The 26,681-nt window shown below is 67.1% G+C and carries 16 protein-coding genes and 8 pseudogenes; 2 read left to right on the top strand and 22 right to left on the bottom strand.

Annotated elements, in window-relative coordinates:
• Positions 1 to 40 precede the first annotated feature (40 nt).
• From ACHMXE_RS26185 to ACHMXE_RS26160, 6 genes are all read right to left on the bottom strand, one after another.
• Positions 41 to 1,594 (bottom strand): hypothetical protein, encoded by a 1,554-nt coding sequence (locus ACHMXE_RS26185; protein ID WP_395352242.1) that lies wholly within the window; start codon positions 1,592 to 1,594, stop codon positions 41 to 43.
• A 180-nt stretch (positions 1,595 to 1,774) separates the two neighbouring features.
• Entirely contained in the window at positions 1,775 to 2,257 is a 483-nt protein-coding gene (locus tag ACHMXE_RS26180; RefSeq protein WP_395352240.1) for a GNAT family N-acetyltransferase, read from the bottom strand.
• Positions 2,254 to 3,591: a phosphoglucosamine mutase gene (gene glmM / locus ACHMXE_RS26175; RefSeq protein ID WP_209541429.1), complete on the bottom strand. Its 1,338-nt coding sequence runs from the start codon at positions 3,589 to 3,591 to the stop codon at positions 2,254 to 2,256. Before glmM ends, ACHMXE_RS26180 begins: the two co-directional genes overlap by 4 nt.
• Positions 3,592 to 3,667: 76 nt before the next feature.
• On the bottom strand, positions 3,668 to 4,504 hold the full coding sequence (folP, locus tag ACHMXE_RS26170) for a dihydropteroate synthase (protein WP_395352238.1): 837 nt from the start codon (positions 4,502 to 4,504) through the stop codon (positions 3,668 to 3,670).
• An 89-nt stretch (positions 4,505 to 4,593) separates the two neighbouring features.
• The gene (ftsH, locus tag ACHMXE_RS26165; protein ID WP_057591678.1) at positions 4,594 to 6,516 is read right to left on the bottom strand and encodes an ATP-dependent zinc metalloprotease FtsH; all 1,923 of its coding nucleotides are present in this window, start codon (positions 6,514 to 6,516) and stop codon (positions 4,594 to 4,596) included.
• Between the two features lie 160 nt (positions 6,517 to 6,676).
• Entirely contained in the window at positions 6,677 to 7,339 is a 663-nt protein-coding gene (locus ACHMXE_RS26160) for an RlmE family RNA methyltransferase (RefSeq protein WP_395352236.1), read from the bottom strand.
• 87 nt (positions 7,340 to 7,426) lie between these two features.
• Here ACHMXE_RS26160 and ACHMXE_RS26155 point away from each other — a divergent pair, with 87 nt between their 5' ends.
• Both ACHMXE_RS26155 and ACHMXE_RS26150 read left to right on the top strand, forming a co-directional pair.
• A complete protein-coding gene (locus ACHMXE_RS26155) occupies positions 7,427 to 7,906 on the top strand; it encodes a YhbY family RNA-binding protein (protein ID WP_093342246.1) in 480 nt (159 codons plus the stop codon).
• Between the two features lie 2 nt (positions 7,907 to 7,908).
• Complete coding sequence (locus ACHMXE_RS26150; protein ID WP_395352234.1) at positions 7,909 to 8,667, top strand: glycosyltransferase; 759 nt, start codon at positions 7,909 to 7,911, stop codon at positions 8,665 to 8,667.
• A gap of 16 nt (positions 8,668 to 8,683) precedes the next feature.
• Here ACHMXE_RS26150 and ACHMXE_RS26145 read toward each other — a convergent pair whose 3' ends face one another.
• From ACHMXE_RS26145 to ACHMXE_RS26070, 16 genes and pseudogenes are all read right to left on the bottom strand, one after another.
• Positions 8,684 to 9,103: a DUF4149 domain-containing protein gene (locus ACHMXE_RS26145; protein ID WP_395352232.1), complete on the bottom strand. Its 420-nt coding sequence runs from the start codon at positions 9,101 to 9,103 to the stop codon at positions 8,684 to 8,686.
• An 11-nt stretch (positions 9,104 to 9,114) separates the two neighbouring features.
• The gene (gene greA, locus ACHMXE_RS26140; RefSeq protein ID WP_203201191.1) at positions 9,115 to 9,594 is read right to left on the bottom strand and encodes a transcription elongation factor GreA; all 480 of its coding nucleotides are present in this window, start codon (positions 9,592 to 9,594) and stop codon (positions 9,115 to 9,117) included.
• Positions 9,595 to 9,658: 64 nt separating this feature from the next.
• A pseudogene (locus ACHMXE_RS26135) lies at positions 9,659 to 10,529 on the bottom strand (Kdo hydroxylase family protein).
• 8 nt (positions 10,530 to 10,537) lie between these two features.
• A pseudogene (carB, locus tag ACHMXE_RS26130) lies at positions 10,538 to 13,785 on the bottom strand (carbamoyl-phosphate synthase large subunit).
• Positions 13,778 to 14,971 (bottom strand): annotated as a pseudogene (carA, locus tag ACHMXE_RS26125) (glutamine-hydrolyzing carbamoyl-phosphate synthase small subunit). The pseudogenes carB and carA overlap by 8 nt, the downstream one beginning before the upstream one ends.
• A gap of 231 nt (positions 14,972 to 15,202) precedes the next feature.
• Positions 15,203 to 15,989, bottom strand: a pseudogene (locus ACHMXE_RS26120) (TrmH family RNA methyltransferase).
• Between the two features lie 4 nt (positions 15,990 to 15,993).
• Positions 15,994 to 16,710: a ribonuclease HII gene (gene rnhB, locus ACHMXE_RS26115; protein WP_395352229.1), complete on the bottom strand. Its 717-nt coding sequence runs from the start codon at positions 16,708 to 16,710 to the stop codon at positions 15,994 to 15,996.
• Positions 16,682 to 17,831 (bottom strand): annotated as a pseudogene (gene lpxB, locus ACHMXE_RS26110) (lipid-A-disaccharide synthase). Before lpxB ends, rnhB begins: the two are co-directional and overlap by 29 nt.
• A 10-nt stretch (positions 17,832 to 17,841) precedes the next feature.
• Entirely contained in the window at positions 17,842 to 18,630 is a 789-nt protein-coding gene (gene lpxA, locus ACHMXE_RS26105) for an acyl-ACP--UDP-N-acetylglucosamine O-acyltransferase (RefSeq protein WP_203201198.1), read from the bottom strand.
• A 10-nt stretch (positions 18,631 to 18,640) separates the two neighbouring features.
• Positions 18,641 to 19,123: a 3-hydroxyacyl-ACP dehydratase FabZ gene (gene fabZ, locus ACHMXE_RS26100; RefSeq protein WP_172705594.1), complete on the bottom strand. Its 483-nt coding sequence runs from the start codon at positions 19,121 to 19,123 to the stop codon at positions 18,641 to 18,643.
• On the bottom strand, positions 19,120 to 20,097 hold the full coding sequence (gene lpxD, locus ACHMXE_RS26095; RefSeq protein ID WP_395352226.1) for a UDP-3-O-(3-hydroxymyristoyl)glucosamine N-acyltransferase: 978 nt from the start codon (positions 20,095 to 20,097) through the stop codon (positions 19,120 to 19,122). The genes fabZ and lpxD overlap by 4 nt, the downstream gene beginning before the upstream one ends.
• A 14-nt stretch (positions 20,098 to 20,111) precedes the next feature.
• Positions 20,112 to 20,675, bottom strand: coding sequence for an OmpH family outer membrane protein (locus tag ACHMXE_RS26090; protein ID WP_395352224.1), 564 nt, complete (start codon positions 20,673 to 20,675; stop codon positions 20,112 to 20,114).
• Positions 20,675 to 23,125 (bottom strand): annotated as a pseudogene (gene bamA / locus ACHMXE_RS26085) (outer membrane protein assembly factor BamA). The gene ACHMXE_RS26090 and the pseudogene bamA overlap by 1 nt, the downstream one beginning before the upstream one ends.
• Before the next feature lie 46 nt (positions 23,126 to 23,171).
• A pseudogene (gene rseP / locus ACHMXE_RS26080) lies at positions 23,172 to 24,595 on the bottom strand (RIP metalloprotease RseP); the annotation flags it as partial.
• A gap of 39 nt (positions 24,596 to 24,634) precedes the next feature.
• Positions 24,635 to 25,826, bottom strand: a pseudogene (gene ispC / locus ACHMXE_RS26075) (1-deoxy-D-xylulose-5-phosphate reductoisomerase).
• Positions 25,823 to 26,668, bottom strand: a complete 846-nt coding sequence (locus tag ACHMXE_RS26070) for a phosphatidate cytidylyltransferase (RefSeq protein WP_209541419.1) — start codon at positions 26,666 to 26,668, stop codon at positions 25,823 to 25,825. Before ACHMXE_RS26070 ends, ispC begins: the two are co-directional and overlap by 4 nt.
• Positions 26,669 to 26,681: the final 13 nt, after the last annotated feature.

The following is a 26,681-nucleotide window of genomic DNA, read 5'->3' as shown; positions in this document are numbered from 1 at the left end:
ATCGTGGCAAGGCGCCGGCAGACCACCTGTTCTTCAAGCCTTACAGCAATGGCTCCAACCAGGCGCGGAGCGATGGCGTATCGTGAATATCGCCCCCGAATAGGTGCTCGGGGATGAGAGGTTCGTTTGCTTTTCGGCTCCGACCGATCCAGACCTTCTGGGGAACGGCCATTTGCAAGCCGCTCGGCAGATCGACCACGGCGATGTCGAGATAGTCGGAGTCCGCGCTGGTCGCTTCACCGACATGCAAAGCGCCCGGAACTGCGAGCACCAGATCCGAAAAATCCAGGCAAGCGCTCGCGCAGTTTTTATCCGTCAATAAAACGACGCGACCCTTGAATGAATCTCCCTCGGGAGGCGACGGGTACTGGCTTCCTTCAATCGCACCGTCGGAAACCAATACATCGGGCCCGGATTTCTGATGCGCCTCTTTCAGGAATTTTTCCATCTCCGAAATCTTCCTGTATCTGACGCTCTGCGGCCCCGCGCGCGCCAATTCATCGCGCGCAAGGCGCGCAAACCAATCCACCGAAATTCGAGATGGACGCCACCACGCTTGCGCACCACTTTCCAGATTTGGTGTATCTCGTCGCATCAGTGCCGCCAGCAGTTGATAGCCGAAGAGACTGCTTCCACCGTTGTTTCCGCGCGCATCGAATACGACGACATCGGCTTTCGCCGGAACACTCAGAATGGCCAAAATGGCGTCTTCCATTTCGTTTTTTTCCAAATCCGAAGACAGGAACTGCTGCGCATAGATCCAATAGCGATTCTTCCCCCAAGGCTCAACGCCCGTGCGGGGTCGTTGCCTGTTCGAGGAATAAATTCCTGCATCCGAAGCTTTCCAATCGAGCCGATATTCCCGGGTTTCCCCATTCGACTCAAAAGTGCAGCTATACGGTTTTTCTCTTTCCCAGATGCCGTCACGAGGAATTCGATTCGAAAGCAGCAGTGCGAGCCTGTCCAGAACGGATTCCAAGCCGGTGCGCCGGTCCACGAAAGGCGCGATGTGGGTATCTATGTATTCGGATGGTTTCAGTCCATCGCAGGCGATCAGGATGGCCCCTTTCTCTGGCAACGGAGTGGGCCATCCTGAAGCGGCACGCACGACCCGCCATTCGCCACTCCTCCACTGCGCGGTCCAGCCGGCCCACATTGTCTTGCTGGAGGCGTTCGGATCCCAGACGGCCACATGACCGTCGCGAAAACCGGATAGGTAATAGCGGACCGCCGCCAATACCTGCCGCGCGTTTGCAGCCCGCATTGCAAGTTTCTCGGCATCGTCATAACCTCGAACAAACCAATCGTTGAACGGCCGGTCTGTTTTCAGCGCTACTGCCGGATGGGCATCACGGAGAACCTGTTGCGCCCGTGCAAGATCGGCCAGAGCGATCGCAGAGTAATTCGAGCCCGTTGCATTTGATGAAAAAGGCAGGACAGCCAATAACAGGAAGCAACGCTTGAATTCGCGCAGAGCCGGCAACTTCAGGCGAGGCATCAAATGGTTTAGGGGATTATTGGATTCCGCATGACCATCCGACTGCCGACGGGCACTGTCGCGACTGAGCGCGCGTACGCACCAATCTTTCATCATGACTCACTCCCTTTCGGCTTGTTTGCAAGCTCTATGAATGGATGTGGCATCCTACACCGGCTTCTTCAAAGCCTTTTAAGAGGACTCACCCTTTTTCTGCGAATTGATTCGCAAAAAATCATCAACGGAGGTTGCAAGCCCAAGGAAGGTTTTTGGATTCGCTGCCTATCTGAACGAATCTCAGAGCTTCTTCTGCATGAACATCGCGCTGCCGAAGGCCGGGTCGAGCTGGTAGTCGGCGAAGCCTTCGCGCTCGTAGGCCTTGCGCGCGGACACGTTGCCCGACAGCACCTCGAGCGTGAGCTTGCAGGCGCCGCGCGCACGGGCCTCCTGCTCCACGCGCTCGAGCATGCGCTGCGCGAGCCGCTGGCCGCGGTGGCTGGACGCCACGACCACGTCGTGCACGTTCACCAGCGGACGGCAGGCAAAGGTCGAGAAACCTTCGACGCAGTTGATCAGGCCGACCGCTTGTCCGTCGTCGTAGGCGAGCACGCTGAAGGCCTGCGGCCTGGCCGCGAGCGCGGCCGGCAGGTTGGCGCGCACCTGGGCGCTCAGGGGCGTGCCGCCACCGGCGGGATCGCGCGCGTAGCCATCGAGCAGCTCGACGAGCGCCGCGGCCTGCGCGGGGTCGCGGTAGTCGACGAGCACGACCTCGATCGTCACTTCGCGCCTTCCACCGTGGCCACGAGACGCCGGGCGCTGGCCTCGGCCACCTGCGCATCGCGTGCCTCGACCATCACGCGCAGCAGCGGCTCGGTGCCGCTGGCACGGATCAGCACGCGGCCCGAGTCGCCGAGTTCGGCCTCGATGCGCTTCGTTTCGCTGGCCAGCGCCGCGTTGTCCTTCCAGTTCTGACCGGGCGCCAGGCGCACGTTGATCAGCGTCTGCGGGAACAGCGTCACGCCCTCGAGCAGCTGCGCCACGCTCTTACCGCTGCGCACGCAGGCCTGCAGCACCTGCAACGCGCTCACGATGCCGTCGCCGGTGGTGTGGCAGTCGAGCGCCAGCAAGTGGCCCGAGCCCTCGCCGCCCAGCAGCCAGCCGTGCTTCTCGAGCTCCTCGAGCACGTAGCGGTCGCCGACCTTGGCGCGCACGAACTCGATGCCCTGCCCGCGCAGTGCCACCTCGACCGCCTTGTTGGTCATCAAGGTGCCGACCACGCCGGCCGGCTTGCTGCCGCGCGCGATGCGCTCGGCCACCATCAGGTAGAGCAGTTCGTCGCCGTTGAAGAGGCGGCCGCTGGCATCGACCAGCTGCAGCCGGTCGGCGTCGCCGTCGAGCGCAATGCCGTAGTCGGCCTTCTGAGCCGTCACGGCGGCGATCAGGGCCTCGGGGTGCGTGGCGCCGAAGCCGTCGTTGATGTTGAGGCCGTCGGGCGTGCAGCCGATGCTCTGCACCTCGGCACCCAGCTCGTGAAACACGTCGGGCGCCACCTGGTAGGCCGCGCCATGGGCCGCGTCGACCACCAGCTTCAGATCGCGCAAGGTGAGGTCGTTGGAGAAGGTGCTCTTGCAGAACTCGATGTAGCGGCCGGCCGCGTCGTTGAGTCGGCGCGCCTTGCCCAGGCCGGCCGACTCGACCCAGACCGGGTCTTCCTCGAGCGCGGCTTCCACCGCGAGCTCCCACTCGTCGCTGAGCTTGGTGCCCTGCGCGCTGAAGAACTTGATGCCGTTGTCGGGATAGGCGTTGTGGCTCGCGCTGATCACCACGCCGAGGCTGGCGCGCTGCGCGCGCGTGAGGTAAGCCACGCCCGGGGTCGGAAGCGGGCCGAGCAGCACCACGTCGACGCCGGCCGAGTTGAAGCCCGATTCGAGCGCCGACTCGAGCATGTAGCCCGAGATGCGCGTGTCCTTGCCGATCAGCACGGTGGGCCGGGCCTCGGTCTTCTTGAGCACGCGGCCCACCGCATGCGCGAGGCGCAGCACGAAATCGGCGGTGATCGGCGAACGGCCGACGGTGCCACGGATGCCATCGGTGCCGAAGTACTTGCGAGTCATGTTCTTGTCTTTTCTCGGGATGTTTGAAGGAATATTTCTGAGGAAACCTGGCCCGGCTGCCGTGGCGATCCGATGGCTATGCGGCGGCCTTCATCGCGCGCCAGACCGCGAGCGCGGCGACCGTGTCGCGCACATCGTGCACGCGCACGATGGCAGCACCATGATCGACCGCGAGCACGGCGGCGGCCACGCTGGGCACCGTGCGCTGCGCGGCCTGCTCGATGCCGGTGACGGCGCCGATCGAGGACTTGCGCGACCAGCCCAGCAGCAGCGGATGGCCCGCGCCGAGCAGCTCGCGCTGCCGGGCCAGCAGCGCGAAATTCTGCGCCACGGTCTTGCCGAAGCCGATGCCGGGGTCGAGCGCGATGCGTTCGGGCGCGATGCCGAGCACGGCCAGGGCGTCGAGCTGCGTGCGCCAGAAGTCCAGCACCTGCGGCACGACCTCGCCGTCCATCGGCGCGGCCTGCATGGTCTGCGGATCGCGGTGCATGTGCATGAGGCAGATGCCGCACGAGGGATGCGCGGCAACCGCCTCGCGCGCGCCCGGCTGGCGCAGCGCCCAGATGTCGTTGACGATGTCCGCGCCGAGGTCGAGCACCGCGCGCATGACCTCGGGCTTGTAGGTGTCGATGGAGAGCGGCACGCCGAGCTTCACCGCCTCGCGCACCACCGGCAGCACGCGCGCCAGTTCGGCCTCGAGCGGCACGGCGGGACTGCCGGGCCGGGTGGATTCGCCGCCGATGTCGAGGATGTCGGCGCCCTCCTCCAGCAACTGCTCGCAGTGGCGCAGCGCGGCCGCGGTGGAGGCATGGGCGCCACCGTCGGAGAAGGAGTCGGGCGTGACGTTCACGATGCCCATCACGCGCGGCTGCGCGAGGTCGATCGTGAAGCGGGAGGTCTGCCAGGAAGACATGGCGAGGTGCATCGTCATGCGGCCACGAGGGCCCGAACATGGAAAACGGGGCCTGAGGCCCCGTTGCTGTTTGATGCCAGACGCACTTCTCAGGCGGCGGTCGGCGAAGGTTCCGGATTCACGGCCGGCGTGCCGCCGTTGCCGCCACCGTTGCTGCCCGAGGGGGGCGTGCGCGGCGTCCAGTCCTTGGGCGGGCGCGGCTCCTTGCCGGCCATGATGTCGTCGAGCTGCTCGGAGTCGATGGTTTCCCATTCGAGCAAGGCCTTGGCCATCGCGTGCATCTTGTCGCTGTTCTCTTCGATCAGGCGACGCGCCAGCGCGTACTGGTCGTCGATGATGCGGCGCACTTCGGAGTCGACCTTTTCCATGGTCTGCTCGCTCATGTTCGTGGTCTTGGTCACCGAGCGGCCCAGGAACACTTCGCCTTCGTTCTCGGCGTAGACCATCGGGCCAAGCGCATCGCTCATGCCGTACTTCATGACCATGTCGCGCGCCAGGTTGGTGGCACGTTCGAAGTCGTTGCTCGCGCCGGTGGTCATCTGGTGCATGAACACTTCCTCGGCGATGCGGCCGCCGAACAGCATGCTGATCTGGTTCAGCATGTACTCGCGGTCGTAGCTGTAGCGGTCCTGCGCCGGCAGGCTCATGGTCACGCCGAGGGCGCGGCCGCGCGGAATGATCGTGACCTTGTGGACCGGGTCGCACTTGGGCAGCAGCTTGCCGATGAGGGCGTGGCCGGACTCGTGGTAGGCCGTGTTGCGGCGCTCTTCCTCGGGCATGACCATGCTCTTGCGCTCGGGGCCCATGAAGATCTTGTCCTTGGCCTTCTCGAAGTCCTGCATCTCGACCACGCGCGCATTGCGGCGGGCGGCCATCAGGGCGGCTTCGTTGCAGAGGTTGGCCAGGTCGGCACCCGACATGCCGGGCGTGCCGCGCGCGATCACGCTCGGATTCACGTCCTGGCCCAGCGGGACCTTGCGCATGTGCACGCCGAGGATCTGTTCGCGGCCGCGGATGTCGGGCAGCGTGACGTAGACCTGGCGGTCGAAACGGCCCGGACGCAGCAGCGCGGCGTCGAGGATGTCGGGACGGTTGGTCGCGGCCACGACGATCACGCCGAGGTTGGTTTCGAAGCCGTCCATCTCGACCAGCATCTGGTTGAGGGTCTGCTCGCGCTCGTCGTTGCCGCCGCCGAGGCCGGCGCCGCGCTGGCGGCCCACCGCATCGATTTCGTCGATGAAGATGATGCAGGGCGCGTTCTTCTTGGCGTTCTCGAACATGTCGCGCACGCGGGCCGCGCCCACGCCGACGAACATTTCGACGAAGTCGGAACCCGAGATCGAGAAGAACGGGACCTTGGCTTCGCCGGCGATCGACTTGGCCAGCAGGGTCTTGCCGGTGCCGGGCGGGCCGACCAGCAGCAGGCCGCGCGGAATGCGGCCGCCGAGTTTCTGGAAGCGCTGCGGGTCCTTGAGGAAGTCGACGACTTCGCGCACCTCTTCCTTGGCCTCGTCGCAGCCCGCGACGTCGGCGAAGGTAACGGTGTTGTTGTTCTCGTCCATCATGCGCGCCTTGCTCTTGCCGAAGCTGAAGGCACCGCCCTTGCCGCCGCCCTGCATCTGTCGCATGAAGTAGACCCACACGCCGATCAAGAGCAGCATCGGACCCCAGCTGACCAGCAAGGTCATGAGCAGGGAGCCCTCTTCGCGCGGCTTGACGTCGAACTTGACGTTGTTGGCGATCAGGTCGCCGACCAGGCCGCGGTCGAGGTAGGTGGCCGTGGTGCGGATCTTGCGGTCGTCGTTGGTGATCGCGACGATCTCGCTGCCGCCCTGGCCTTCCTGGATCGTGGCGCTCTTGATGCGGTTGCCACGGACTTCCTCGAGGAAGTCCGAATAACCGATATTGCCTGCACCGGCGGCGCCGCGGGTGTCGAACTGCTTGAACACAGTGAACAACACCATCGCGATGACAAGCCAGACGGCAACCTTGGAAAACCACTGATTGTTCAAACGAAGCTCCAGTCGAAAGCGCGTGACGGGAAGATGAAAATACGCGCTTGGGTACGCAGTTGCGCCCCATTTTAGGCTTTTCAAGCTGCGAAAAGCTCGGATTTCCCTAAAGCAGCCATAGCCTGACAAGGGTTTGGGGGGTTTTCGGTATCAACGCGTATCAGACGCCGGTTTTCAGGCCGATCCCGACCATGAAGGTCTCGGACGAACGGTCACGCGAAGCCTTGGGCTTGAACGGCTTCACGGTGCGGAAATGGGCCTTGAAGAGCTTCACGAGCTGGTCGTAGCCGCTGCCGTGGAACAGCTTGGCCACCAGCGCCCCCTCGGGCTTGAGGTGGTGCTGCGAGAAATCGATGGCCAGCTCGATCAGGTGGGCGATCCGCGCCGCGTCGGCCGACTCGATGCCCGAGAGGTTGGGCGCCATGTCCGAGACCACCACGTCGGCCTTGCGGCCGCCCAACGCCTCGGTGAGCTGCGCCAGCACGCTGTCCTCGCGGAAGTCGCCCTGCAGGAAGTTCACGCCCTCGATCGGCTCCATGGGCAGGATGTCGATCGCGACGATGGTGCCCTCGAGCGCGCCCGTGGCGGCCCCGCCCGGCGACATGCGCCGGCGCACGTACTGGCTCCAGGCGCCGGGGGCCGACCCGAGGTCGACCACCAGCTGGCCGGGCTTGACGAGGCCCAGCGCCTCGTCGATTTCCTTGAGCTTGTAGGCCGCGCGGGCACGGTAGCCCTCCTTCGTGGCCAGTTTCACGTAGGGATCGTTGATGTGGTCGTGCAACCACGCCTTGTTGACTTTCTTGGGCTTCGCCTTGGTGCTCATGGATTGGCCTGGGTGCCGGGCCCCGGTTTCTACGGGGGCTGGCGGTTCGGCTCGTGGAGGTGCTGATCTACGTCCGATAATACGGGGATGCCCGCCATTCAACTTACCCCTGCCGAGCGCAAGGTGCACCGCGCCGAAGCTCACCACCTGGATCCGATCGTCATGGTCGGTGGCGACGGGCTCACCCCTGCCGTGAAGAAAGAGGCCGATGCGGCCCTCAAGGCCCACGGCCTCATCAAGGTGCGCGTCTTCTCCGACGACCGCGCCGCGCGCGAAGCGATGCTGCAGGAGCTGGCCGACGAGCTCGATGCCGCCCCGATCCAGCACATCGGCAAGCTGCTGGTGCTGTGGCGTCCGAAGCCCGAGAAGGAACGCGTCGTCGACGAGGACCGCATGCCCGGCCCGCGCGACGTGAAGATCGTCAAGTACAGCAAGCGCGGCGGCCAGCGCCCCGAGATCAAGACCCTGCGCGTCCTCGGCAACCAGCGCCTCACGCCCGGCGGCACGATCAAGCGCGCCAAGGCCAAGCGGCCGCTGTCGGCCAAGAAGCGCAACCAGGCGGACTGAGCTTGGCGCCAGCACAGGGCGCCGTGCGCCATATCCTCTGCATGAAGTGGGGCGCCAAGTACGGCCCCGAGTACGTCAATCGCCTCTACGCCATGGTGCGCCGCCACCTGAGCGGCGATTTCCGCTTCGTCTGCCTGACCGACGACGGCCAGGGCGTGCGGCCCGAAGTCACCTGCCTGCCGATCCCGCCGCTGAACCTGCACCTGGCGCCGGGCCAGCGCGACGGCGCCTGGAAGAAGCTGACGACCTTCGAGGCCGACCTGCACGGGCTGCGCGGAACCGCCCTCTTCCTGGATCTCGACGTGGTGATCGTCGGCAGCCTCGACGCCTTCTTCGAGCAGCCCGGCGACTTCCTGATCATCCGCGACTACGACCGCTTCTGGCGGCGCGGCCGCATCACCGGCAATTCGTCGGTCTACCGCTTCGAGCTCGGCGCGCACGCCGACGTGCTCGGCTACTTCCGCGACCATCTCGACGAGGTGCAGGCCCGTTACCGCAACGAGCAGACCTACCTGTCCGACGTGCTGCACAAGCAGGGCAAGCTGGCCTACTGGCCCGACGGCTGGTGCCCGAGCTTCAAGTACCACGGCATCCCGGCCTGGCCCGCCAACTACTGGAAGGCGCCGTTCGTGCCGCGGGACGCGCGGATCATGGTGTTTCACGGCGAGGTCAACCCGCCCGATGCGCTGGCCGGCCGGCGCAACCGGCGCTTTCGCTACATCCGCCCGGCGCACTGGGTTGCCGAGCACTGGACCGAGTAGGTCCTCCTCCCGGACTTCAGCGCGGCCGCTGGCCGCCGCTCATGCGCCAGAGCAGCACGCTGGTACACAGCCACTGCACCAGGTACATCCCGCTGCCCACCGAATGCCAGAGCTTGAGGTTGTCGCGTGCCACGATGCGCGGCGCCACGGCGTACTGCTGCAACAGCGCGAGCAGCATGGCGGCCAGCACCAGGAACAGGGCCGTCAGCATCGGCGGGGTCATGCCGTCGTCGGCCTTGGCGCGGAAATGGATCAGCAGGATCAGTCCGCACAGCAGCGCGATCCAGCTCTGGGCCTCGAACAACTGCGCCGCGAAGTTGCCCGCCACCGAGGGATTGCCGAGCCGCGCGAACAGCATCGGCACGACGAGAAAGCCGATGGTCGTGAGGCTGCCCCACCAGAGGGCGGCCAGCATCAGCGCGACACGGTCTTTCATCGCGATGCCGCTCAGAGGTAGCTGACCGCCACGATCTCGTAGCGCTTGAGGCCGCCGGGCGTCTGCACCTCGACGCTGTCGCCCTCTTCCTTGCCGATCAGCGCGCGCGCGATCGGGCTCGACACGTTGATCAGGCCCTGCTTCAGGTCGGCCTCGTCCTCGCCCACGATCTGGTACTTGACCGGATCGCCGCTGTCCTCTTCCTCGAGTTCGACCGTCGAGGCGAACACCACCTTGCCGCCGGCATCGAGCTCGGTCGGGTCGATCACCTGCGCGGCCGAGAGCTTGCCCTCGATCTCGAGGATGCGGCCCTCGATGAAGCCCTGGCGGTCCTTGGCGACTTCGTACTCGGCGTTTTCGCTGATGTCGCCCTGGGCGCGTGCCTCGGCGATCGCATTGATGATCGCGGGCCGCTCCACAGTCTTGAGGCGGCGCAGTTCGTCGCGCAGCTTTTCCGCGCCGCGTTTGGTGATGGGGATGGTTGTCGCCATATATCGTTCTCCATAAAGCGAAACCGCCGAACGCTGCCGTTCGGCGGTCGATGGGGGAAGGCTCTCAAACGAGAGTTCGTCCGGTCAGCCGGCTCAGGATGGCGAGCGGGCTCGAAGCGGGATTGTATTGCTTCGCCGCGTCCAGGTGCAGGGTCTGCTCGAGCATGTACTGCCCGGCCATCACCGCGTGCGAGGTCTGGTCGGAGAAGCACACCCGAGACCGAGCCGGGCGGGAACTCCGCGTTCTCCTGCGGCGAGGTCTTCTGGTAGTCGAGGTCCGACTTCATGCCGTCGTGCAGCTGCAGCATCAGGTGGTCGTACTCGCTGCGGAAGGACTTGGTCACGTGCAGCGCCTGCAGCAGCCTGGCCTGCCAGCGCGCATAGGGCTTGGCGCGCGGCAGGAAGCGGCGCGCGATGTCCTCGAAGGGCTCGCCCACGCGCCACACGCGCGGCGCGCCGTCGGGATTGACGTTGGTGAACACGCGCAGGATGCGCTCGCCGTAGTTGGGCCGCGAAGGGAAGGCATCGACGTGCAGCCGCCGGTCGTCGGCGCGCCACGACTGCACGCGCGTCTCGACCTGCGCCGGGCGGTAGCTGGTGGGCGCGAGCCGCAGCGCGGCCACGTAGTGCGGCAGCAGCCCGTGGATCAGCTGCTGCGCCTGCGCCCGAAAGCGCCCGACCATGCCGGCCGCGAGTTGCTGCACCGCCTCGTCGCCCACGGCGCCCTTGAGCCTGCCGTTGGCGTCGAGGCTGATGTTGCGCACGTCGGGCGACAGCAGCGCGGGCGTGAGCAGCGCACGCTCCTGCGGCAGCAGCTCGAAGCCCAGCCGCGGGAAGTACAGCACCTTGCCGGCCTCGAGCGCGGCGATCCACGCCTCGTTGGGCGTGGCCGCGCTCCAGTCGTCCAGTGCCAGTTCGACGAGCTGCGTTTCCATCGCGAGGCTCAGGCCGCGGCCAGCTGCGCGTGCATCTCCTGCACCGAGATGACGTCGAGGTCGTCCATGTAGCGCATGCCTTCGACCGCGGCTTCGGCGCCGAAGATCGTGGTGAAGGTGGTCACGCGCGCCAGCAGCGCCGAGGTGCGGATCTGGCGCGAGTCGGTGATCGCGTTGCGGCGCTCCTCGACCGTGTTGATGACCAGCGCGATCTCGTTGTTCTTGATCATGTCCACGATGTGCGGGCGGCCTTCGGTTACCTTGTTCACCGTCGCGCACTCGATGCCCGCGGCGTTGATGGCCGCGGCCGTGCCCTTCGTCGCGATCAGCACGAAGCCCAGCTGCGCCAGGCCGCGAGCGACCTCGACCGCGCGCGTCTTGTCGTTGTTCTTCACCGAGATGAAGGCCTTGCCCGACTTCGGCAGGAGCGTGCCGGCGCCGAGCTGCGACTTCACGAAGGCCTCGCCGAAGGTCTTGCCCACGCCCATCACCTCGCCGGTCGACTTCATCTCGGGGCCGAGGATGGTGTCCACGCCCGGGAACTTGACGAACGGGAACACGGCCTCCTTCACGCTGAAGTACGGCGGCGTGACTTCCTTCGTCACGCCCTGCGACGCGAGCGACTGGCCCGCCATGCAGCGCGCCGCCACCTTGGCGAGCTGGATGCCGGTGGCCTTGCTGACGTAGGGCACGGTGCGCGAGGCGCGCGGATTGACTTCGAGCACGTAGATCGTGTCCTTGCCGTCCTTCTGCTGGATCGCGAACTGCACGTTCATCAGGCCGACCACGTTCAGCGCCTTGGCCATCGCGGCGCTCTGGCGCTTGAGCTCGGCCACGGTCTCGGCCGACAGGCTGTAGGGCGGCAGCGAGCAGGCGGAGTCGCCCGAGTGCACGCCGGCCTGCTCGATGTGCTCCATCACGCCGCCGATCAGGGTCTGGCCCTCGGCGTCGCGCAGGCAGTCGACGTCGCATTCGACGGCGTCGTTGAGGAAGCGGTCGAGCAGCACCGGCGAGTCGTTGCTGACCTTGACCGCCTCGCGCATGTAGCGCTCGAGGTCGCGCTGCTCGTGCACGATTTCCATCGCGCGGCCGCCGAGCACGTAGCTCGGGCGCACCACCAGCGGATAGCCGAGTGCCGCTGCCTTCTCGAGGGCCTCGGCTTCGGTGCGCGCGGTGGCGTTCGGCGGCTGCAGCAGCTGCAGTTCGTGCAGCAGCTTCTGGAAGCGCTCGCGGTCTTCGGCCGCGTCGATCATGTCGGGCGAGGTGCCGATGATCGGCACGCCGTTGGCCTCGAGGTCGAGCGCGAGCTTCAGCGGCGTCTGGCCGCCGTACTGCACGATCACGCCGACCGGCTTTTCCTTGTCGACGATCTCGAGCACGTCCTCGAGCGTCAGCGGCTCGAAGTACAGGCGGTCCGAGGTGTCGTAGTCGGTCGACACGGTCTCGGGATTGCAGTTGACCATGATGGTCTGTAGCCGTCCTCGCGCATCGCGAGCGCTGCATGCACGCAGCAATAGTCGAACTCGATGCCCTGGCCGATGCGGTTGGGACCGCCGCCGAGCACCATGATCTTCTTCTTGTCCGACGGATCGGCCTCGCACTCGTCCTCGTAGGTCGAGTACATGTAGGCGGTGTCGGTCGAGAACTCGGCCGCGCAGGTGTCCACGCGCTTGTAGACCGGCGCACGCCCAGGGCGCGGCGCTTCTCGCGGATGGCCGTGTCCGTGGTCTTCAGCTGCTTGGCGAGCCGGCGATCGGAGAAGCCCTTCTTCTTCAGCGCGAGCAGCGTGTCCTTGTCGATGTCGTCGAGCGACTTGGTCTCGAGCTCGAGCTCGATCTTCACGATCTCCTGATCTGCACCAGGAACCACGGGTCGATCTTGGTCAGCGCGAACACCTCGTCCACGCTCAGGCCCTGGGCGAAGGCATCGCCCACGTACCAGATGCGCTCGGGGCCGGGCTCGCCCAGTTCCTTCTCGAGCACCTCGCGGTCCTGCGTCTTCTCGTTCATGCCGTCGACGCCGACCTCGAGGCCGCGCAGCGCCTTCTGGAACGATTCCTGGAAGGTGCGGCCCATGGCCATCACCTCGCCCACCGACTTCATCTGCGTGGTGAGGCGCGAGTCGGCCTGCGGGAACTTCTCGAACGCGAAGCGCGGGATCTTGGTGACCACGTAGTCGATCGAGGGCTCGACGAGGCCGGCGTGGCGCCGCCGGTGATCTCGTTGCGCAGCTCGTCGAGCGTGTAGCCCACGGCCAGCTTGGCCGCGACCTTGGCGATCGGGAAGCCGGTGGCCTTCGAGGCCAGCGCCGACGAACGCGACACGCGCGGGTTCATCTCGATCACGACCATGCGGCCGTCCTTCGGATTGATCGAGAACTGCACGTTCGAGCCGCCGGTGTCGACGCCGATCTCGCGCAGCACGGCCAGCGAGGCGTTGCGCAGGATCTGGTATTCCTTGTCGGACAGCGTCTGCGCGGGCGCCACGGTGATCGAGTCGCCGGTGTGCACGCCCATCGGGTCGAGGTTCTCGATCGAGCAGACGATGATGCAGTTGTCGGCCTTGTCGCGCACGACCTCCATCTCGTACTCCTTCCAGCCGAGCAGCGATTCCTCGATCAGCAGCTCGTTGGTCGGCGAGGCCTCGAGGCCGCGCTTGCAGATGGTCTCGAACTCCTCCGAGTTGTAGGCGATGCCGCCGCCGGTGCCGCCGAGCGTGAAGCTCGGGCGGATCACGGTCGGGAAGCCCACGCTCTTCTGCACCGCCCAGGCCTCGTCCATCGAGTGCGCGATGCCCGAGCGCGCCGAGCCCAGGCCGATCTTGGTCATCGCGTCCTTGAACTTCAGGCGGTCCTCGGCCTTGTCGATGGCCTCGGGCGTGGCGCCGATCAGCTCGACCGGCTTGCCGGTGGCCGCGCCCTGGTACGCTGTCGAGCACGCCGTGGTGCCAGAGGTCGAGCGCGCAGTTCAGCGCGGTCTCGGCCGCCCATGGTCGGCAGGATCGCGTCGGGGACGCTCCTTGGCGATGATCTTCTCGACCGTCTGCCAGGTGATCGGCTCGATGTAGGTGACGTCGGCCGTGGCCGGGTCGGTCATGATCGTCGCGGGGTTGCTGTTGATCAGGATGACCTTGTAGCCTTCCTCGCGCAGCGCCTTGCAGGCCTGCACGCCGGAGTAGTCGAACTCGCAGGCCTGGCCGATGATGATCGGGCCGGCGCCGATGATGAGGATCGATTTGAGGTCTGTGCGCTTAGGCATTCTCTTTCTCCGTCTTTTCCGTATTGTTCTTTTCCATGAGTGCCGTGAAGCGGTCGAACAGATAGCCGATGTCGTGCGGGCCGGGCGAGGCTTCGGGGTGGCCCTGGAAGCAGAAAGCCGGCTTGTCGGTGCGCGCCAGGCCCTGCAGCGTGTTGTCGAACAGGCTCACGTGGGTGGGACGCAGGTTCGCCGGCAGCGACTTCTCGTCGACCGCGAAACCGTGGTTCTGGCTCGTGATGCTGACGCGGCCGCTGTCGAGGTCCTTGACCCGGGTGGTTCGCGCCGTGGTGGCCGAACTTCATCTTGAAGGTCTTCGCGCCCGAGGCCAGCGCCATGATCTGGTGGCCCAGGCAGATGCCGAAGGTCGGGATGCCGGTCTCGATCAGTTCCTTGACGGCGCTGATCGCGTAGTCGCAGGGCTCCGGTCGCCGGGACCGTTGGCCAGGAAGATGCCGTCGGGCTTGAGCTTGAGCACGTCGGCCGCGGGCGTCTGCGCCGGCACCACGGTGATGCGCGCGCCGCGCTGGGCGATCATGCGCAGGATGTTCTTCTTGACGCCGTAGTCGAAGGCCACGACGTGGAAGCGCGGCGTGATCTGCACGCCGTAGCCCGAACCCAGCTTCCACTCGGTCTCGGTCCACTCGTAGGTCTGCTTGACCGACACGACCTTCGCCAGGTCGAGGCCGGCCATGCTCGGCGCGGCCTTGGCGGCGGCGATGGCCTTGTCAATCAGCGCCTGGGTGACCGCTTCCCCTTCGGCCAGTCCCAGGATGCAGCCGTTCTGCGCGCCATGCGTACGCAGGTGGCGGGTCAGTTTGCGGGTATCGATGTTGGCGATGGCGACGGTCTTGCCTTCCACCAGGTACTGCGACAGCGTCGCGGTATGGCGGAAGTTGGAGGCGATCTGCGGCAGGTCACGGATGATGAGGCCCGCGGCATGGATCTTGTCGGCTTCGATGTCCTCGGGATTGACGCCGTAGTTGCCGATGTGCGGATACGTGAGCGTCACGATCTGCTGGCAGTAGCTCGGGTCGGTGAGGATTTCCTGGTAGCCGGTCATCGCGGTGTTGAACACCACTTCGCCGACGGTGGAGCCGGTGGCTCCGATCGAGTTGCCTTGAAAGACCGTGCCGTCTGCGAGCGCCAGGATGGCGGGCGGGAAACTTCCCTTGAGAGACAAAAGCACTGGGTTCTCCGGATGGTTACGGTCGCCCGGCGTCCCGGGCTTCGAAGCCTTGGGACTGCTGCTTAAGGGGAAGATGGCGTGGAATGCGGCCGGGCGACGCTGATTTGCGAGTAAGCCCCCGATTGTAGCCCGGCGGCCGCGGCCTCTCGCCTCGTGGGGCATGAAGATTCGCTAGCGCGTACACCAGCCATGCGTCAATGGCATGAACCCGGCGGCAACTGAGAATGTTTCTTATCTTTTGAGGGTGACCGCGCCGCTCGCATGCAGGCAGATGGCGGCGGCCGCGGCCACGTTGAGCGACTCCTCGCCCCCCGGGCTGCGCAATGCGGATGTGGTGCGTGGCCCGCGCCTCGAGCACGGCCGACACGCCCTGCCCTTCATGGCCCAGCAGCCAGGCGCAGGGATGCGGCAGCTTCGCCGCGTGCAGCCAGTCGCCGCGGTGCGAGCTGGTGGCGACCAGCGGCACCGCCAGCGCCTCGAGCGCCTCGGCATCGACGCCCTCGATCAGCCGCAGGCCGAAATGGGCTCCCATGCCCGCGCGCAGCACCTTGGGCGACCAGAGCGCCGCCGTGCCCTTGAGCGCGATCACCTGCTGGAAGCCGAAAGCCGCGGCGCTGCGCAGCACCGAACCGACGTTGCCGGCGTCCTGCAGCCGGTCGAGCACCACGGTCGGCGCCTCGGGCAGCACCGCGGGCCGCTCGGGCAGCTCGAGCAGGAAACCCATGGGCGCCGGCGATTCCAGTCCGCTCGCCGCCTTCAGCAATTCGTCGTCGACGACCACGGTCTTGGCGGCATCGCGCGACCATTCGGCGGGCGCCTGCGGCCAGAAGGACAGCGAGAACACGGCCACCGCCGGCGTCACGCCGCGTGCCAGCGCGGCGCGGCACAGGTGGTCGCCCTCGAGCCAGATGCGGCTCAGCTTGCGGTAGGCGCCCGGGTCCTGCGCCAGCTTGCGCAGGTCCTTGAGCAATGGGTTGTCGCGCGAGCTGATGCGGCTCGGGCCGGCGGGCGTGGTCATCGGATCAGGGCGCCGGGCGCAGTTCGATGGCCACGACCTGGGTCTGCACCGCAACCGCGGTGAGCGTGGATTCGACCTGGACCACCGGCACCGTCGGCGTCATGCGCGCCAGCGCGGCCGCCACCGGGCTGAACGAACGCCGGTGGTGCACGCAGGCGCCATGCTGCAACAGGGCCTCGAGATGCTCGGGCGTGCCGTAGCCCTTGTGGCCCGCGAAGCCGTAGTGCGGAAACTCCTGGTGCAGCTGCTCGCAGAGCCGATCGCGGTGCACCTTGGCCAGGATCGACGCGGCCGAGATCGCCTTCACGCGCGCGTCGCCCTTGACGATGGCCTCGGCCAGCACGTCGAGCTGCGGCAGCCGGTTGCCGTCCACCAGCACCTTGGCCGGTTTCAGGCGCAGGCCCTCGACCGCGCGGCGCATCGCCAGCATGGTCGCGTGCAGGATGTTGTGGGTGTCGATCTCCTCCACGCTGGCCTGCGCGATCGAGCAGCACAGCGCCTTGGCCATGATCTGGTCGTGCAGCCGCTCGCGCTGCAGCGCGGTCAGGGTCTTGGAGTCGGCCAGGCCGCGGATCGGGCGCTCGTCGTCGAGGATCACGGCCGCGGCCACCACCGGCCCGGCCAGCGGACCGCGTCCCGCCTCGTCCACGCCCGCCAGCAGGCCGGGCGCGTCCCAGGCCAGGGGCGCCTGTTCAGCCTTCAAGAACTTTCTGGATCGCATCGGCGCACAGTGTCGGCGTATCGCGCTGCAGTTGCACGTGGAGTTCGGCAAAACGCGCCTCGAGCGCGCGCACCCGCTCGGGGGCATCGAGCCGATTCGAGCGTGGCCTGGGCCAGCGCCTCGGGCGACGCGGCTTCCTGCAGCAATTCGGGCACCACGAAGTCGCGGCACAGGATGTTGGGCAGCCCGACCCAGGGCTGGAGCTGCTTGCGCTGCATCATCCGCCACGAGAGGCTGTTCATGTTGTAGGCGATGACCATCGGCCGCTTGAACAGCGCCGCCTCGAGCGTGGCGGTGCCGCTGGCGATCAGCGTGACGTCGCAGGCGGACAGCGCGGCATGCGACTGGCCATCGAGCAGCGTCACCGCGTCGTCCAGGCCACTGGCCTTCAAGAGCGCCTCGACCTCGGCGCGCAGCCCCGGGAGGATCGGCGCCACGAAGCGCAGCGCGGGCCGCGCCTTGCGCATCAGCGCGGCGGCCTCGAAGAAACGGGCCGCCAGGTAGCGGACCTCGGAGCGCCGGCTGCCCGGCAGCAGCGCCACCACCTGGGCGTCGGGCGCGAGGCCCAGCGAGGCGCGCACCGCCGCGCGGTCGACCGTCATGGGAATCACGTTGGCCAGCGGATGCCCGACATAGCTCGCCTGCACGCCCTGCGAGGCCAGCAGCTCGGGCTCGAACGGGAAGATGCACAGCACGTGGTCGGCCGCGGCGCGGATCTTCTCGATGCGCTCGGGCCGCCAGGCCCAGATCGACGGGCAGACGAAGTGCACCGTCTTCATGCCGCGGCCACGCAGGCCGGCCTCGAGATCGAGGTTGAAATCGGGCGCGTCGACGCCGATGAAGAGTTCGGGCCATTCGCGCAGCAGCCGCGCCTTGAGCTGGCGCCGGATGCCCGCGATCTCGGCGTAGTGGCGCAGCACCTCGATGTAGCCGCGCACGGCGAGCTTTTCCTGCGGCCACCAGCTCTCGAAACCGTGCGCCAGCATGCGCGGGCCGCCGATGCCGGCGGTCTGCAGGCCGGGCCAGCGCGCGGTGAGGCCGTCGAGCAGCAGCCCGGCCAGCAGGTCGCCGGATGCTTCGCCGGCGACCAGCGCGAAGCGTCGCTGCCCGTTGGATGTCATTGCTGGAAACTCAGCGCGCGATGCCGCGCGTGGAGGTGGCGAGGAAGCCGTCCATCAGCGCCACGTCGGCGGCCGCATCGGGCGTTTCGGCGGCCAGCGCGGCAATGCCGGCACGCGCCTCCTCGAGCGTCTTGCCCTGGCGGTACAGCAGCTTGTGCATGTCGCGGATGGCGGCGATGCGCCCGGCCGAGAAGTCGCGCCGGCGCAGGCCGACCAGGTTCACGCCGCGCACCGTGAGCGGGGTGCCGTCGACCACCATGTAGGGCGGCACGTCCATCGCGATATGGCTGCCGAAACCGATCATCGAATGCGCGCCGACGCGCATGCGCTGCAGGATGCCCACCAGCCCGCCGACCGTGACCCAGTCGCCGATCTGGACATGGCCGGCCAGCGTGGTGTTGTTGGCCATCGTGATCTGGTTGCCGAGCTGGCAGTCGTGCGCGATGTGCACGTAGGCCATGATCCAGTTGTCGTCGCCGATGCGGGTGACGCCCGCATCCTGCACCGTGCCGACATTGAAGGTGCAGAACTCGCGCACCGTGTTGCGGTCGCCGATCGTGAGCTCGGTCGGCTCCCCCGCGTGCTTCTTGTCCTGCGGCACCGCACCCAGCGACGAGAACTGGAAGATGCGGTTGTCGCGCCCGATGGTCGTGTGGCCTTCGATCACGCAGTGCGAGCCGATGACCGTTCCCGCACCGATACGCACATGCGGACCGATCACGGTATAGGGGCCGACCGCGACCGACGGGTCGAGCTCGGCCTTGGGATCGACGATGGCCGTCGGATGAACCTGCGTCATGCGCCGATCGTCAGGCGTTGATCTGGCGCATCGCGCACATCAGCGAGGCTTCGCAGGCCAGCTCGCTGCCCACCAGCGCCCGGCCCTTGAACTTCGAGATGCCGGCCTTCATGCGCTCGATCTCGACCTCCAGCGTGAGCTGGTCGCCCGGCTCCACGGGGCGCTTGAAGCGCGCGCCGTCGATCGCGGCGAAGTAGTAGACGGTGTTGTCGTCGGGCACGATGTCGAGCGAACGGAACGACAGCAGCGCCGCGGCCTGCGCCATGGCTTCGAGCATCAGCACGCCCGGCATCACCGGGCGATGCGGGAAGTGGCCGTTGAAGAACGGCTCGTTCATGGTCACGTTCTTGAGCGCCGTGATGCGCTTGCCCTTCTCCATGTCCAGCACGCGGTCGACCAGCAGAAAAGGATAGCGGTGCGGCAGCAGCTTGAGGATTTGATGGATGTCGAGCGTCGTCGTCATGGTGGTCTTCTGTTCCTGCATCGTCGTCATTGTTGGGGGGGAGCCTTCTCCAGCGCCTTCAGTCGTTCGCGCAGGCTGTGCAACTGCTTGAGCGTTGCGGCGTTCTTTTCCCAGGTCGCATTGTCATCGATGGGGAACATGCCGGTGTACTGGCCGGCCTTGCGGATGGAGCGTGTCACCACGGTGGCGGCGGACACGTGGACGCCGTCGGCCACGCTCAGGTGGCCCAGCACGATGGCACCGCCGCCGAAGGTGCAGTTGGCGCCGATGGTCGCGCTGCCGGCCACGCCGACGCAGCCCGCCATCGCGGTGTTGCGGCCCACGCGCACGTTGTGGCCGATCTGGATCAGGTTGTCGAGCTTCACGCCGTCCTCGAGCACGGTGTCGTCGAGCGCGCCGCGGTCGATGCAGGTATTGGCGCCGATCTCGACGTCGTTGCCGATGCGCACCGCGCCCAGCTGCTCGATCTTGACCCAGCCCTCCTTGCTCGGCGCGAGGCCGAAGCCGTCGGCACCGACGACCACGCCTGGATGCAGCAGGCAGCGCTCGCCGATCGTGCAGTCCTCGCTCACGGTGACGCGCGACTTCAGCACCGTGCCGGCACCGATGCGCGCCCCGCGCTCGACCACGCACAGCGCGCCGATGCGGGCCGTGGGATCGACCTGAGCTTCGGGATGGACCACGGCCGAGGGATGGATGCGCTCGGCCTCGGGCCGCGCATGGCTCGCCTTCCACAGCTGCGTGAGCCGTGCGAAATAGAGGTAGGGATCGGGCGCGACGATGTAGGCGCCGCGCGCGGCGGCCGGCTCGCTCATCGCGGGCGACACGATCACGCAGGCGGCCCTGGAGGCCGCGAGTTCCTGCTGGTACTTGGGATGGCTCAGGAAGCTGAGCGCATCGGGCTGTGCATTCTGGAGCGGGGACAGGCGCTCGATGGACAGCGTCGCATCGCCATGAAGCTCGCCCCCGAGGGCGTCAACGATGGCTCCTAGCTGCAGTGCCACGCCGGTACGCGGCGTTACTTGCCGCCCGTGGGCGAGGAAGCGGACGAGGGCGTGCTCACCGAGGCGTTGAGCGCCTTGATCACCTTGTCGGTGATGTCGTGCTTCGGATTGATGTAGATCGCTTCCTGCAGGATCGCGTCGTACTTCTCGGCTTCGGCGACCTGCTTGACCACGCGATTGGCACGGTCGTAGACCTGCTGCAGCTCTTCGTTCTTGCGCGCGTTGAGGTCTTCCTGGAACTCGCGGCGGCGACGCTGGAAGTCGCGGTCCTGCTCGATCAGGGTGCGCTGGCGCGCGGCACGCTGGCTCTCGGGCAGGGTCACGGCCTCGCGCTCGAACTTCTCGGACGCGGCCTTCAGGGCATCGCCCTGCGCGGTCAGGTCCTTTTCGCGCTTGAGGAACTCGGCCTCGAGCTTGGCCTGCGCCGTCTTCGCGGGCTGCGCCTCGCGCAGCACGCGATCGGGATTGACGAAGCCGATACGAAATGTTTCCTGCGCCTGCGCCCGAGCGGGCGCCGCGAGCCATGCCATCGCGGGAATCAGCAACGCGCCTGCCGTGGCGCGAATCAAATGCGTCATTAGAAAGAGGTTCCGATCTGGAATTGCAGGCGCTGGATTCTATCCTTCGGGATCAGGATCAGGCCCGTGTTCGGGTCCTGCACTTCCTTCTGCTGGCGCACCGGAACGGCATAGGCGATCCGCAGCGGGCCGAGCGGGGAGATCCAGCTGATGCCGAGACCGACCGAGGCGCGGATCTTCTTCGAAGCCTTCCACTGTTCGTCGGTGAGGCCGGCCGAGCGCGAGCCGAACACGTTGCCGGCGTCGAAGAAGCCGTACAGGCGCAGCGTGCGGTCGTTACCGGCGCCGGGGAACGGCGTGCTGAGTTCGGCGTTGAAGATGGCCTTCCGGGTGCCGCCGAGCGCGGCGCCTTCGGTCTGGCCAAGCAGCGGCTGGTCGCGCGGACCGAGCGAGTTCTGCTCGAAGCCGCGCACCGAGCCCAGGCCACCGGCGTAGAAGTTCTTGAAGATCGGGTAGACCTTGCCGCCGAACGCCTTGCCGTAGCCGACTTCGGAGTTGATCGCGAAGGTGTACTGCTTGTTGATCGGGAAGAACTGCTGGTACTGGTAGTTGGTCTTGAAGTACCGCATGTCGCCGCCGACACCGATCTCGAGGTTGGCGCGCTGCAGGCGGCCCTTGGTCGGGACCAGTGCGCTGTCGCGGTCGTCGCGCGCCCAGCCCACGGTCAGCGGGATGCCCCAGACGCTGTCGTTCGAGCAGCCGTCGATCACGTCGAAGTTGAGGCCCGGCACCAGGCTCGGGATCGGACGCGTCGTGCAGCCGAAGTAGCTGCGGTAGGAGTTCGGGGTCAGGAACGCGTAGGTGTTCTTGGCATTGAACGCATAGCGCTCCACGCCGATGCCGAAGAACACCGTGTCGAGTTCGCTGAACGGCACGCCGAAGCGGATCGACGCGCCCTGGTTGACCAGCTGGTAGTCGCCGTCGACGGCCGTGTTGTACGGGCGGGTCGTGTTGTGATAGACGCTGATCGTGCGCGAGATGCCGTCCTTGGTGAAGTACGGATCGGTGGTGGTCACCGAGATCGTGCGGTTCGACTTGCTGGTGTTGACCTGCAGGCCCAGGTAGTTGCCCGAGCCGAACACGTTTCCTGCTGGATGCCGAAGGTCAGCGAGACGCGCTCGGCGCTCGAGTAGCCGGCACCCAGCTGCAGCGAACCGGTGGGCTTCTCGGCCACGGTGATCAGCAGGTCGACCTGGTCGGGCGAGCCCGGCAGCTCCTGGGTTTCGACGTTCACTTCGGTGAAGTAGCCCAGGCGGTCCACGCGGTCGCGCGAGAGCTTGATCTTGTCGCCGTCGTACCAGGAAGCCTCGTACTGGCGGAATTCGCGGCGGATCACTTCGTCGCGCGTGCGGGAGTTGCCGCCGACGTTCACGCGGCGCACGTGGACGCGGCGCGAAGGCTCGGCCTGCAGCACCAGCGTCACGCGGTTGTTGACGCGGTCGATCTCGGGCTTGGCCTGCACGCGCGCGAAGGCGTAGCCGAAGGTGCCGAAGTAGTCGGTGAAGGCCTTGGTGGTCGCCGTGACCTGCTCGCCGTTGTAGGGCTCGCCGGGCTTGATCGTGACCAGGGTCTTGAATTCCTCGTCGCGGCCGAGGAAGTTGCCGTCGAGCTTGACGCCCGCGACGACGAACTTCTCGCCTTCCGTGATGTTGACCGTCACCGACAGGTCCTGGCGGTCGGGCGAGATCGCGACCTGCGTGGAGTCGACGCGGAACTCGAGGTAGCCGCGCGTGATGTAGTAGCTCTTGAGCGTCTCGAGGTCGGCATTAGCTTGACGCGCGAATACTGGTTCGATCTTGGTGTACCAGCTGAGCCAGCCGCCGCTGTCCTGGTCGAACAGGTCGAGCAGCGTGCTCTCGCTGAAGTCCTTGTTGCCGACGATGTGCACTTCGCGGATGCGCGCCGAGTCGCCTTCGGTGACCGTGAAGGTCAGGTTCACGCGGTTGCGCTCGATCGGCGTGACGGTGGTCACGACCTGCGCGTTGTAGAGGCTGCGGCTCACGTACTGGCGCTTGAGCTCCTGCTCGGCGCGGTCGGCCAGGGCCTTGTCGTAGGGCCGGCCTTCGGTCAGGCCGACCTCGCGCAGCGCCTTCTGCAGCGCCGCCTTGTCGAATTCCTTGGTGCCGACGAAATCGACGTCGGCGATGGTCGGGCGTTCCTCGACGATCACCACCAGCACATTGCCGTTGACGTCGATGCGCACGTCCTTGAACAACCCCAGATCGAACAGCGCGCGGATGGCGGCGGAACCGCGGTCGTCGCTGTAGGTGTCGCCCACGCGCAGCGGCAACGACGCGAAGATCGTTCCGGGCTCCACGCGTTGCAGGCCTTCCACGCGGATGTCGGCGCACGGTGAAGGGCTCGACGGCCCAGGCTGCCGTGGCCGCCAGCGTGCTGGCCACCAGTGCGGCAACGCTACGCAGGCGAAAGCGACTGAAGTTTTTGTTCATCTGTGAATTGATCCGGCGCGGAAAGGGCCGGCAAGATAGTTAACCGAAAGAGCCGCGATGTGTCGTTGAACAAGGCAATCGACATCATGACCAGGAGCAGGGCAACGCCACCGCGCTGAAGCCAGTCCATCCAGACGTCGGAGACGCTTTTACCGGTCAGGCCCTCCCAAAGATAATACATCAGGTGCCCCCCATCGAGGACCGGCAGCGGGAGCAGATTGAGCACGCCCAGGCTCACGCTGATGAGCGCGAGGAACACCAGGTACTGCGTGAGGCCGAGGCTGGCGGACTTGCCGGCGTAGTCGGCAATGGTGATCGGGCCGCTGAGATTCTTGATCGAGGCCTGGCCGATGACCATCTTGGCCATCATGCGCACGGTCAGCGCCGACACCTCCCAGGTGCGGACCACGCCGCGCCAGACGCCGTCGACCGGACCCTGCCGCACGGTCACCATGTCGGGCGGCGCGCCCACGTAGGCGCCGATGCGGCCGACCTTCAGGCCGCCCTCCTCGCGCACCTCGGGCGTGACCTCGATCGTCTGCGCGCGGCCCTCGCGCTCGATCTGCCAGGGCAGCGCGAGCGCCTTGCCGTCCTTGACCGAGGCGCGGATCGCCTCGCGCAGCTGCTGGCCGTCGACGATGGCGGTGTCGCCGATGGCGCGCACCAGGTCGCCGCGGCGCAGGCCCGAACGCTCGCCGGCGCCGCCGGCCATCACCTCGCCGATCTCGGGACGGGTCATGGGCGCCAGCACGCCGATCTTGCGGAACATCTGGGCATCGGCATCCTTGACCTCGATGCGGCTCAGCGGCAGCACGAGCGTGCGGGCCGGCTGGCCGCCCTGCCCCGCCACCTCGAGCGTGAGGTCGTGGCCGTCGAGCGCGCCACGGGTCATGCGCCAGCGCAGGTCCTCGAAGGACTGGACCTCGGTCAGCTCGTCGCCCTCGAAGCCGGCGCGGGCGATGTGCTCGCCGCCGCGCAGCCCGGCCTGCTCGGCCAGCGAAGCCGCCACCGGCCGCGCCAGCGTCGCCACCGGCTCCTGCACGCCGATCCAGTTCACGACCGTGTAGAGCGCCACCGCCATCAGCAGGTTGGCGATCGGACCGGCCGCGACGATGGCCGCGCGCGAGCGCAGCGGCTGGGTGTTGAAGGCGCGATGGCGCTCTTCGGCGCCACCGGGGCCTCGCGCTCGTCGAGCATCTGCACGTAGCCACCGAAGGGAAACAGGCCGATGGCGAACTCGGTGTCCTGGCCCGGATGCTGGCGCCGCGGCTTCCAGGCGTAGACCGGTTTGCTGACGCGCCACAGGATGCGGCCGAGCAGCGAGGGGCTGTCGGGGCTGCCGAATGGCAGCGTGGCCACGCCGAAGCGCTTGACCTTGACGCCGCAGGCGACCGCGACCCGGTAGTGGCCGTACTCGTGGACGGTGATCAGCAGGCCGAGCGCGACGATGAATGCAACGAGGGTGAGCATCCGGAACCTTGCTTCTTGGAATCGGTGGCGCGCGGGGCGTCAGGCGGACAGACGCAGCGCCGCGGCATTCGCGGCAGCGCGGGCGCTGGCGTCGAGGGCCAGCAGATCGGCCAGCGACGCCGGCTTGGAGGGCGCGACCGCCTCCAAAGTTTCCATGTTGACCGCATGAATGCGATCGAAGCGCAGCCGGCGCGCCAGGAAGGCCTCGACCGCGACCTCGTTGGCGGCATTCAGCACGGCCGTGGTGCCGGGCACCGCGCGCAGCGCCTGCCAGGCCAGGTCCAGGCCCGGGAAGAGCGCCGCGTCGGGCGCATGGAAGCTCAGATCGGCCAATTGGCGGAAAGTCCAGCCGCGCCGCTCCGCTCTCGATGCGCTCGGGCCAGGCCAGGCCGACGGCGATCGGCACCCGCATGTCGGGCGTGCCGAGCTGGGCGAGGATCGATGCGTCGGTGAACTGCACCATCGAATGGACCACGCTCTGCGGATGGATCACCACCTCGATCTGCTCGGGCGCCACGCCGAACAGGTGCCGCGCCTCGATCACCTCGAGGGCCTTGTTCATCATGGTGGCCGAGTCGACCGAGATCTTGCGCCCCATGACCCAGTTGGGATGGGCGCAGGCCTGCTCGGGCGTGACGGAACCGAGGGTCTCGGGCGCACGGGTGCGGAACGGGCCGCCCGAGGCCGTGAGGATGATCTTGTCGATGCGCCGCGCCCAGGTGGATGGGTCCTCGGGCAGCGACTGGAAGATGGCCGAATGCTCGCTGTCGATCGGCAGCAGCGTCGCCCCGCCCTCGCGCACCGTGCGCATGAACAGGTCGCCGCCGACCACCAGTGCCTCCTTGTTGGCGAGCAGCAGGCGCTTTCCGGCGCGCGCGGCCGCCAGGCAGGGCCCCAGGCCCGCGGCGCCGACGATGGCCGCCATCACGGCATCGACCTCGTCATGCGACGCTATCTCTTCGATAGCACCGGCGCCGGACAGGACCCGGGTCGGCAGGTTGCTCTGCTGGAGCTTCTCGGCCAGCACGGCCGCATGGGCCTCGCTCGCCATCACCGCGAAGCGCGGCGAGAAGCGCGCGCACTGCGCGAGCATCTCGTCGACCTTGGTGGCGGCCGAGAGCGCGAAGACCTCGAAGCGCTCGGGATGGCGCGCGATCACGTCGAGCGTGCTGACGCCGACCGAACCGGTCGAGCCGAGCACCGTCACGCGTTGTCGGGGGGAAGTGTTCACAGAAAAGCCAGCATCATTGCAATGGGGAGCGTGGGCAAGAGGGCATCCACCCGATCGAGCACCCCGCCGTGGCCGGGCAGCAGCCGGCTGCTGTCCTTGGCGCCCGCGCTGCGCTTGATCAGCGACTCGACCAGGTCACCGACCACGCTCATCGCCGCCAGGAAGACCACGCCGAGCAGCAGCAGCCACCAGCCGCGCGCCGCCAGCCGGCTGTAGAGGCTGGCCACCGTGGCCTGCGCCGAGGCATCGGCCCAGACCCAGGCCAGCGCCAGCACCACCACGCCCGCCATGCCGCCCCAGACGCCTTCCCAGCTCTTGCCGGGACTGATCGCGGGCGCGAGCTTGCGCCGCGTGAACTTGAGGCCGAAGGCGCGGCCGGCGAAATAGGCGAAGACGTCGGCAACCCAGACCAGCACCAGGATCGAGAGCAGGAAGTTGATGCCGATCAGGCGCGCCTGCACCGCGGCCAGCCAGGCTACCCACAGCGCCAGCAAGCCGCCCACGAGACGGATGCCGCGCGGCACCTTGGGCCAGCCCGGCACCGCCGCGCGCAGCAGCGCCGCGCCGCCGAGCACCCAGGCCGCGCTGGCGAGCGTCCACAGCAGCAGCAGCGGCCGCTCGAGCAGCCCGAGCCACCAAGAGAGCGCGCACAGCACCACCATCTCGAGGCCGAGGAACACCGACACGCGCTGGCCATAGCCGTTGAGGCGCCCCCACTCCCAGGCCGCGGCGCCGATCAAAACCAGCATCACGCAGCCGAAGGGAACGTAGGAAGGATAGAAAAGCGCCGGCAGAAGGATCGCCAGCAGGACGATCGCCGTGAGGATGCGTTGCTTGAGCATGCAGCGGGGTTCG

Source organism: Variovorax sp. UC122_21 (genome assembly GCF_044056785.1).
Taxonomy (GTDB): domain Bacteria; phylum Pseudomonadota; class Gammaproteobacteria; order Burkholderiales; family Burkholderiaceae_C; genus Variovorax.
Note: the sequence above shows the minus strand (reverse complement) of the source record. Positions and strands in the feature narration are given on the sequence as shown.

Excerpts from the sequence above, each read along its gene's own strand:
- ACHMXE_RS26185 (WP_395352242.1), bottom strand. The coding sequence starts at position 1,594 with ATGATGAAAGATTGGTGCGTACGCGCGCTCAGTCGCGACAGTGCCCGT.
- glmM (WP_209541429.1), bottom strand. The coding sequence starts at position 3,591 with ATGACTCGCAAGTACTTCGGCACCGATGGCATCCGTGGCACCGTCGGC.
- folP (WP_395352238.1), bottom strand. The coding sequence starts at position 4,504 with ATGTCTTCCTGGCAGACCTCCCGCTTCACGATCGACCTCGCGCAGCCG.
- ACHMXE_RS26160 (WP_395352236.1), bottom strand. The coding sequence starts at position 7,339 with ATGAGCACCAAGGCGAAGCCCAAGAAAGTCAACAAGGCGTGGTTGCAC.
- ACHMXE_RS26155 (WP_093342246.1), top strand. The coding sequence starts at position 7,427 with ATGCCCGCCATTCAACTTACCCCTGCCGAGCGCAAGGTGCACCGCGCC.
- ACHMXE_RS26145 (WP_395352232.1), bottom strand. The coding sequence starts at position 9,103 with ATGAAAGACCGTGTCGCGCTGATGCTGGCCGCCCTCTGGTGGGGCAGC.
- greA (WP_203201191.1), bottom strand. The coding sequence starts at position 9,594 with ATGGCGACAACCATCCCCATCACCAAACGCGGCGCGGAAAAGCTGCGC.
- rnhB (WP_395352229.1), bottom strand. The coding sequence starts at position 16,710 with ATGCGATCCAGAAAGTTCTTGAAGGCTGAACAGGCGCCCCTGGCCTGG.
- lpxA (WP_203201198.1), bottom strand. The coding sequence starts at position 18,630 with ATGACGCAGGTTCATCCGACGGCCATCGTCGATCCCAAGGCCGAGCTC.
- fabZ (WP_172705594.1), bottom strand. The coding sequence starts at position 19,123 with ATGACGACGATGCAGGAACAGAAGACCACCATGACGACGACGCTCGAC.
- ACHMXE_RS26090 (WP_395352224.1), bottom strand. The coding sequence starts at position 20,675 with ATGACGCATTTGATTCGCGCCACGGCAGGCGCGTTGCTGATTCCCGCG.
- ACHMXE_RS26070 (WP_209541419.1), bottom strand. The coding sequence starts at position 26,668 with ATGCTCAAGCAACGCATCCTCACGGCGATCGTCCTGCTGGCGATCCTT.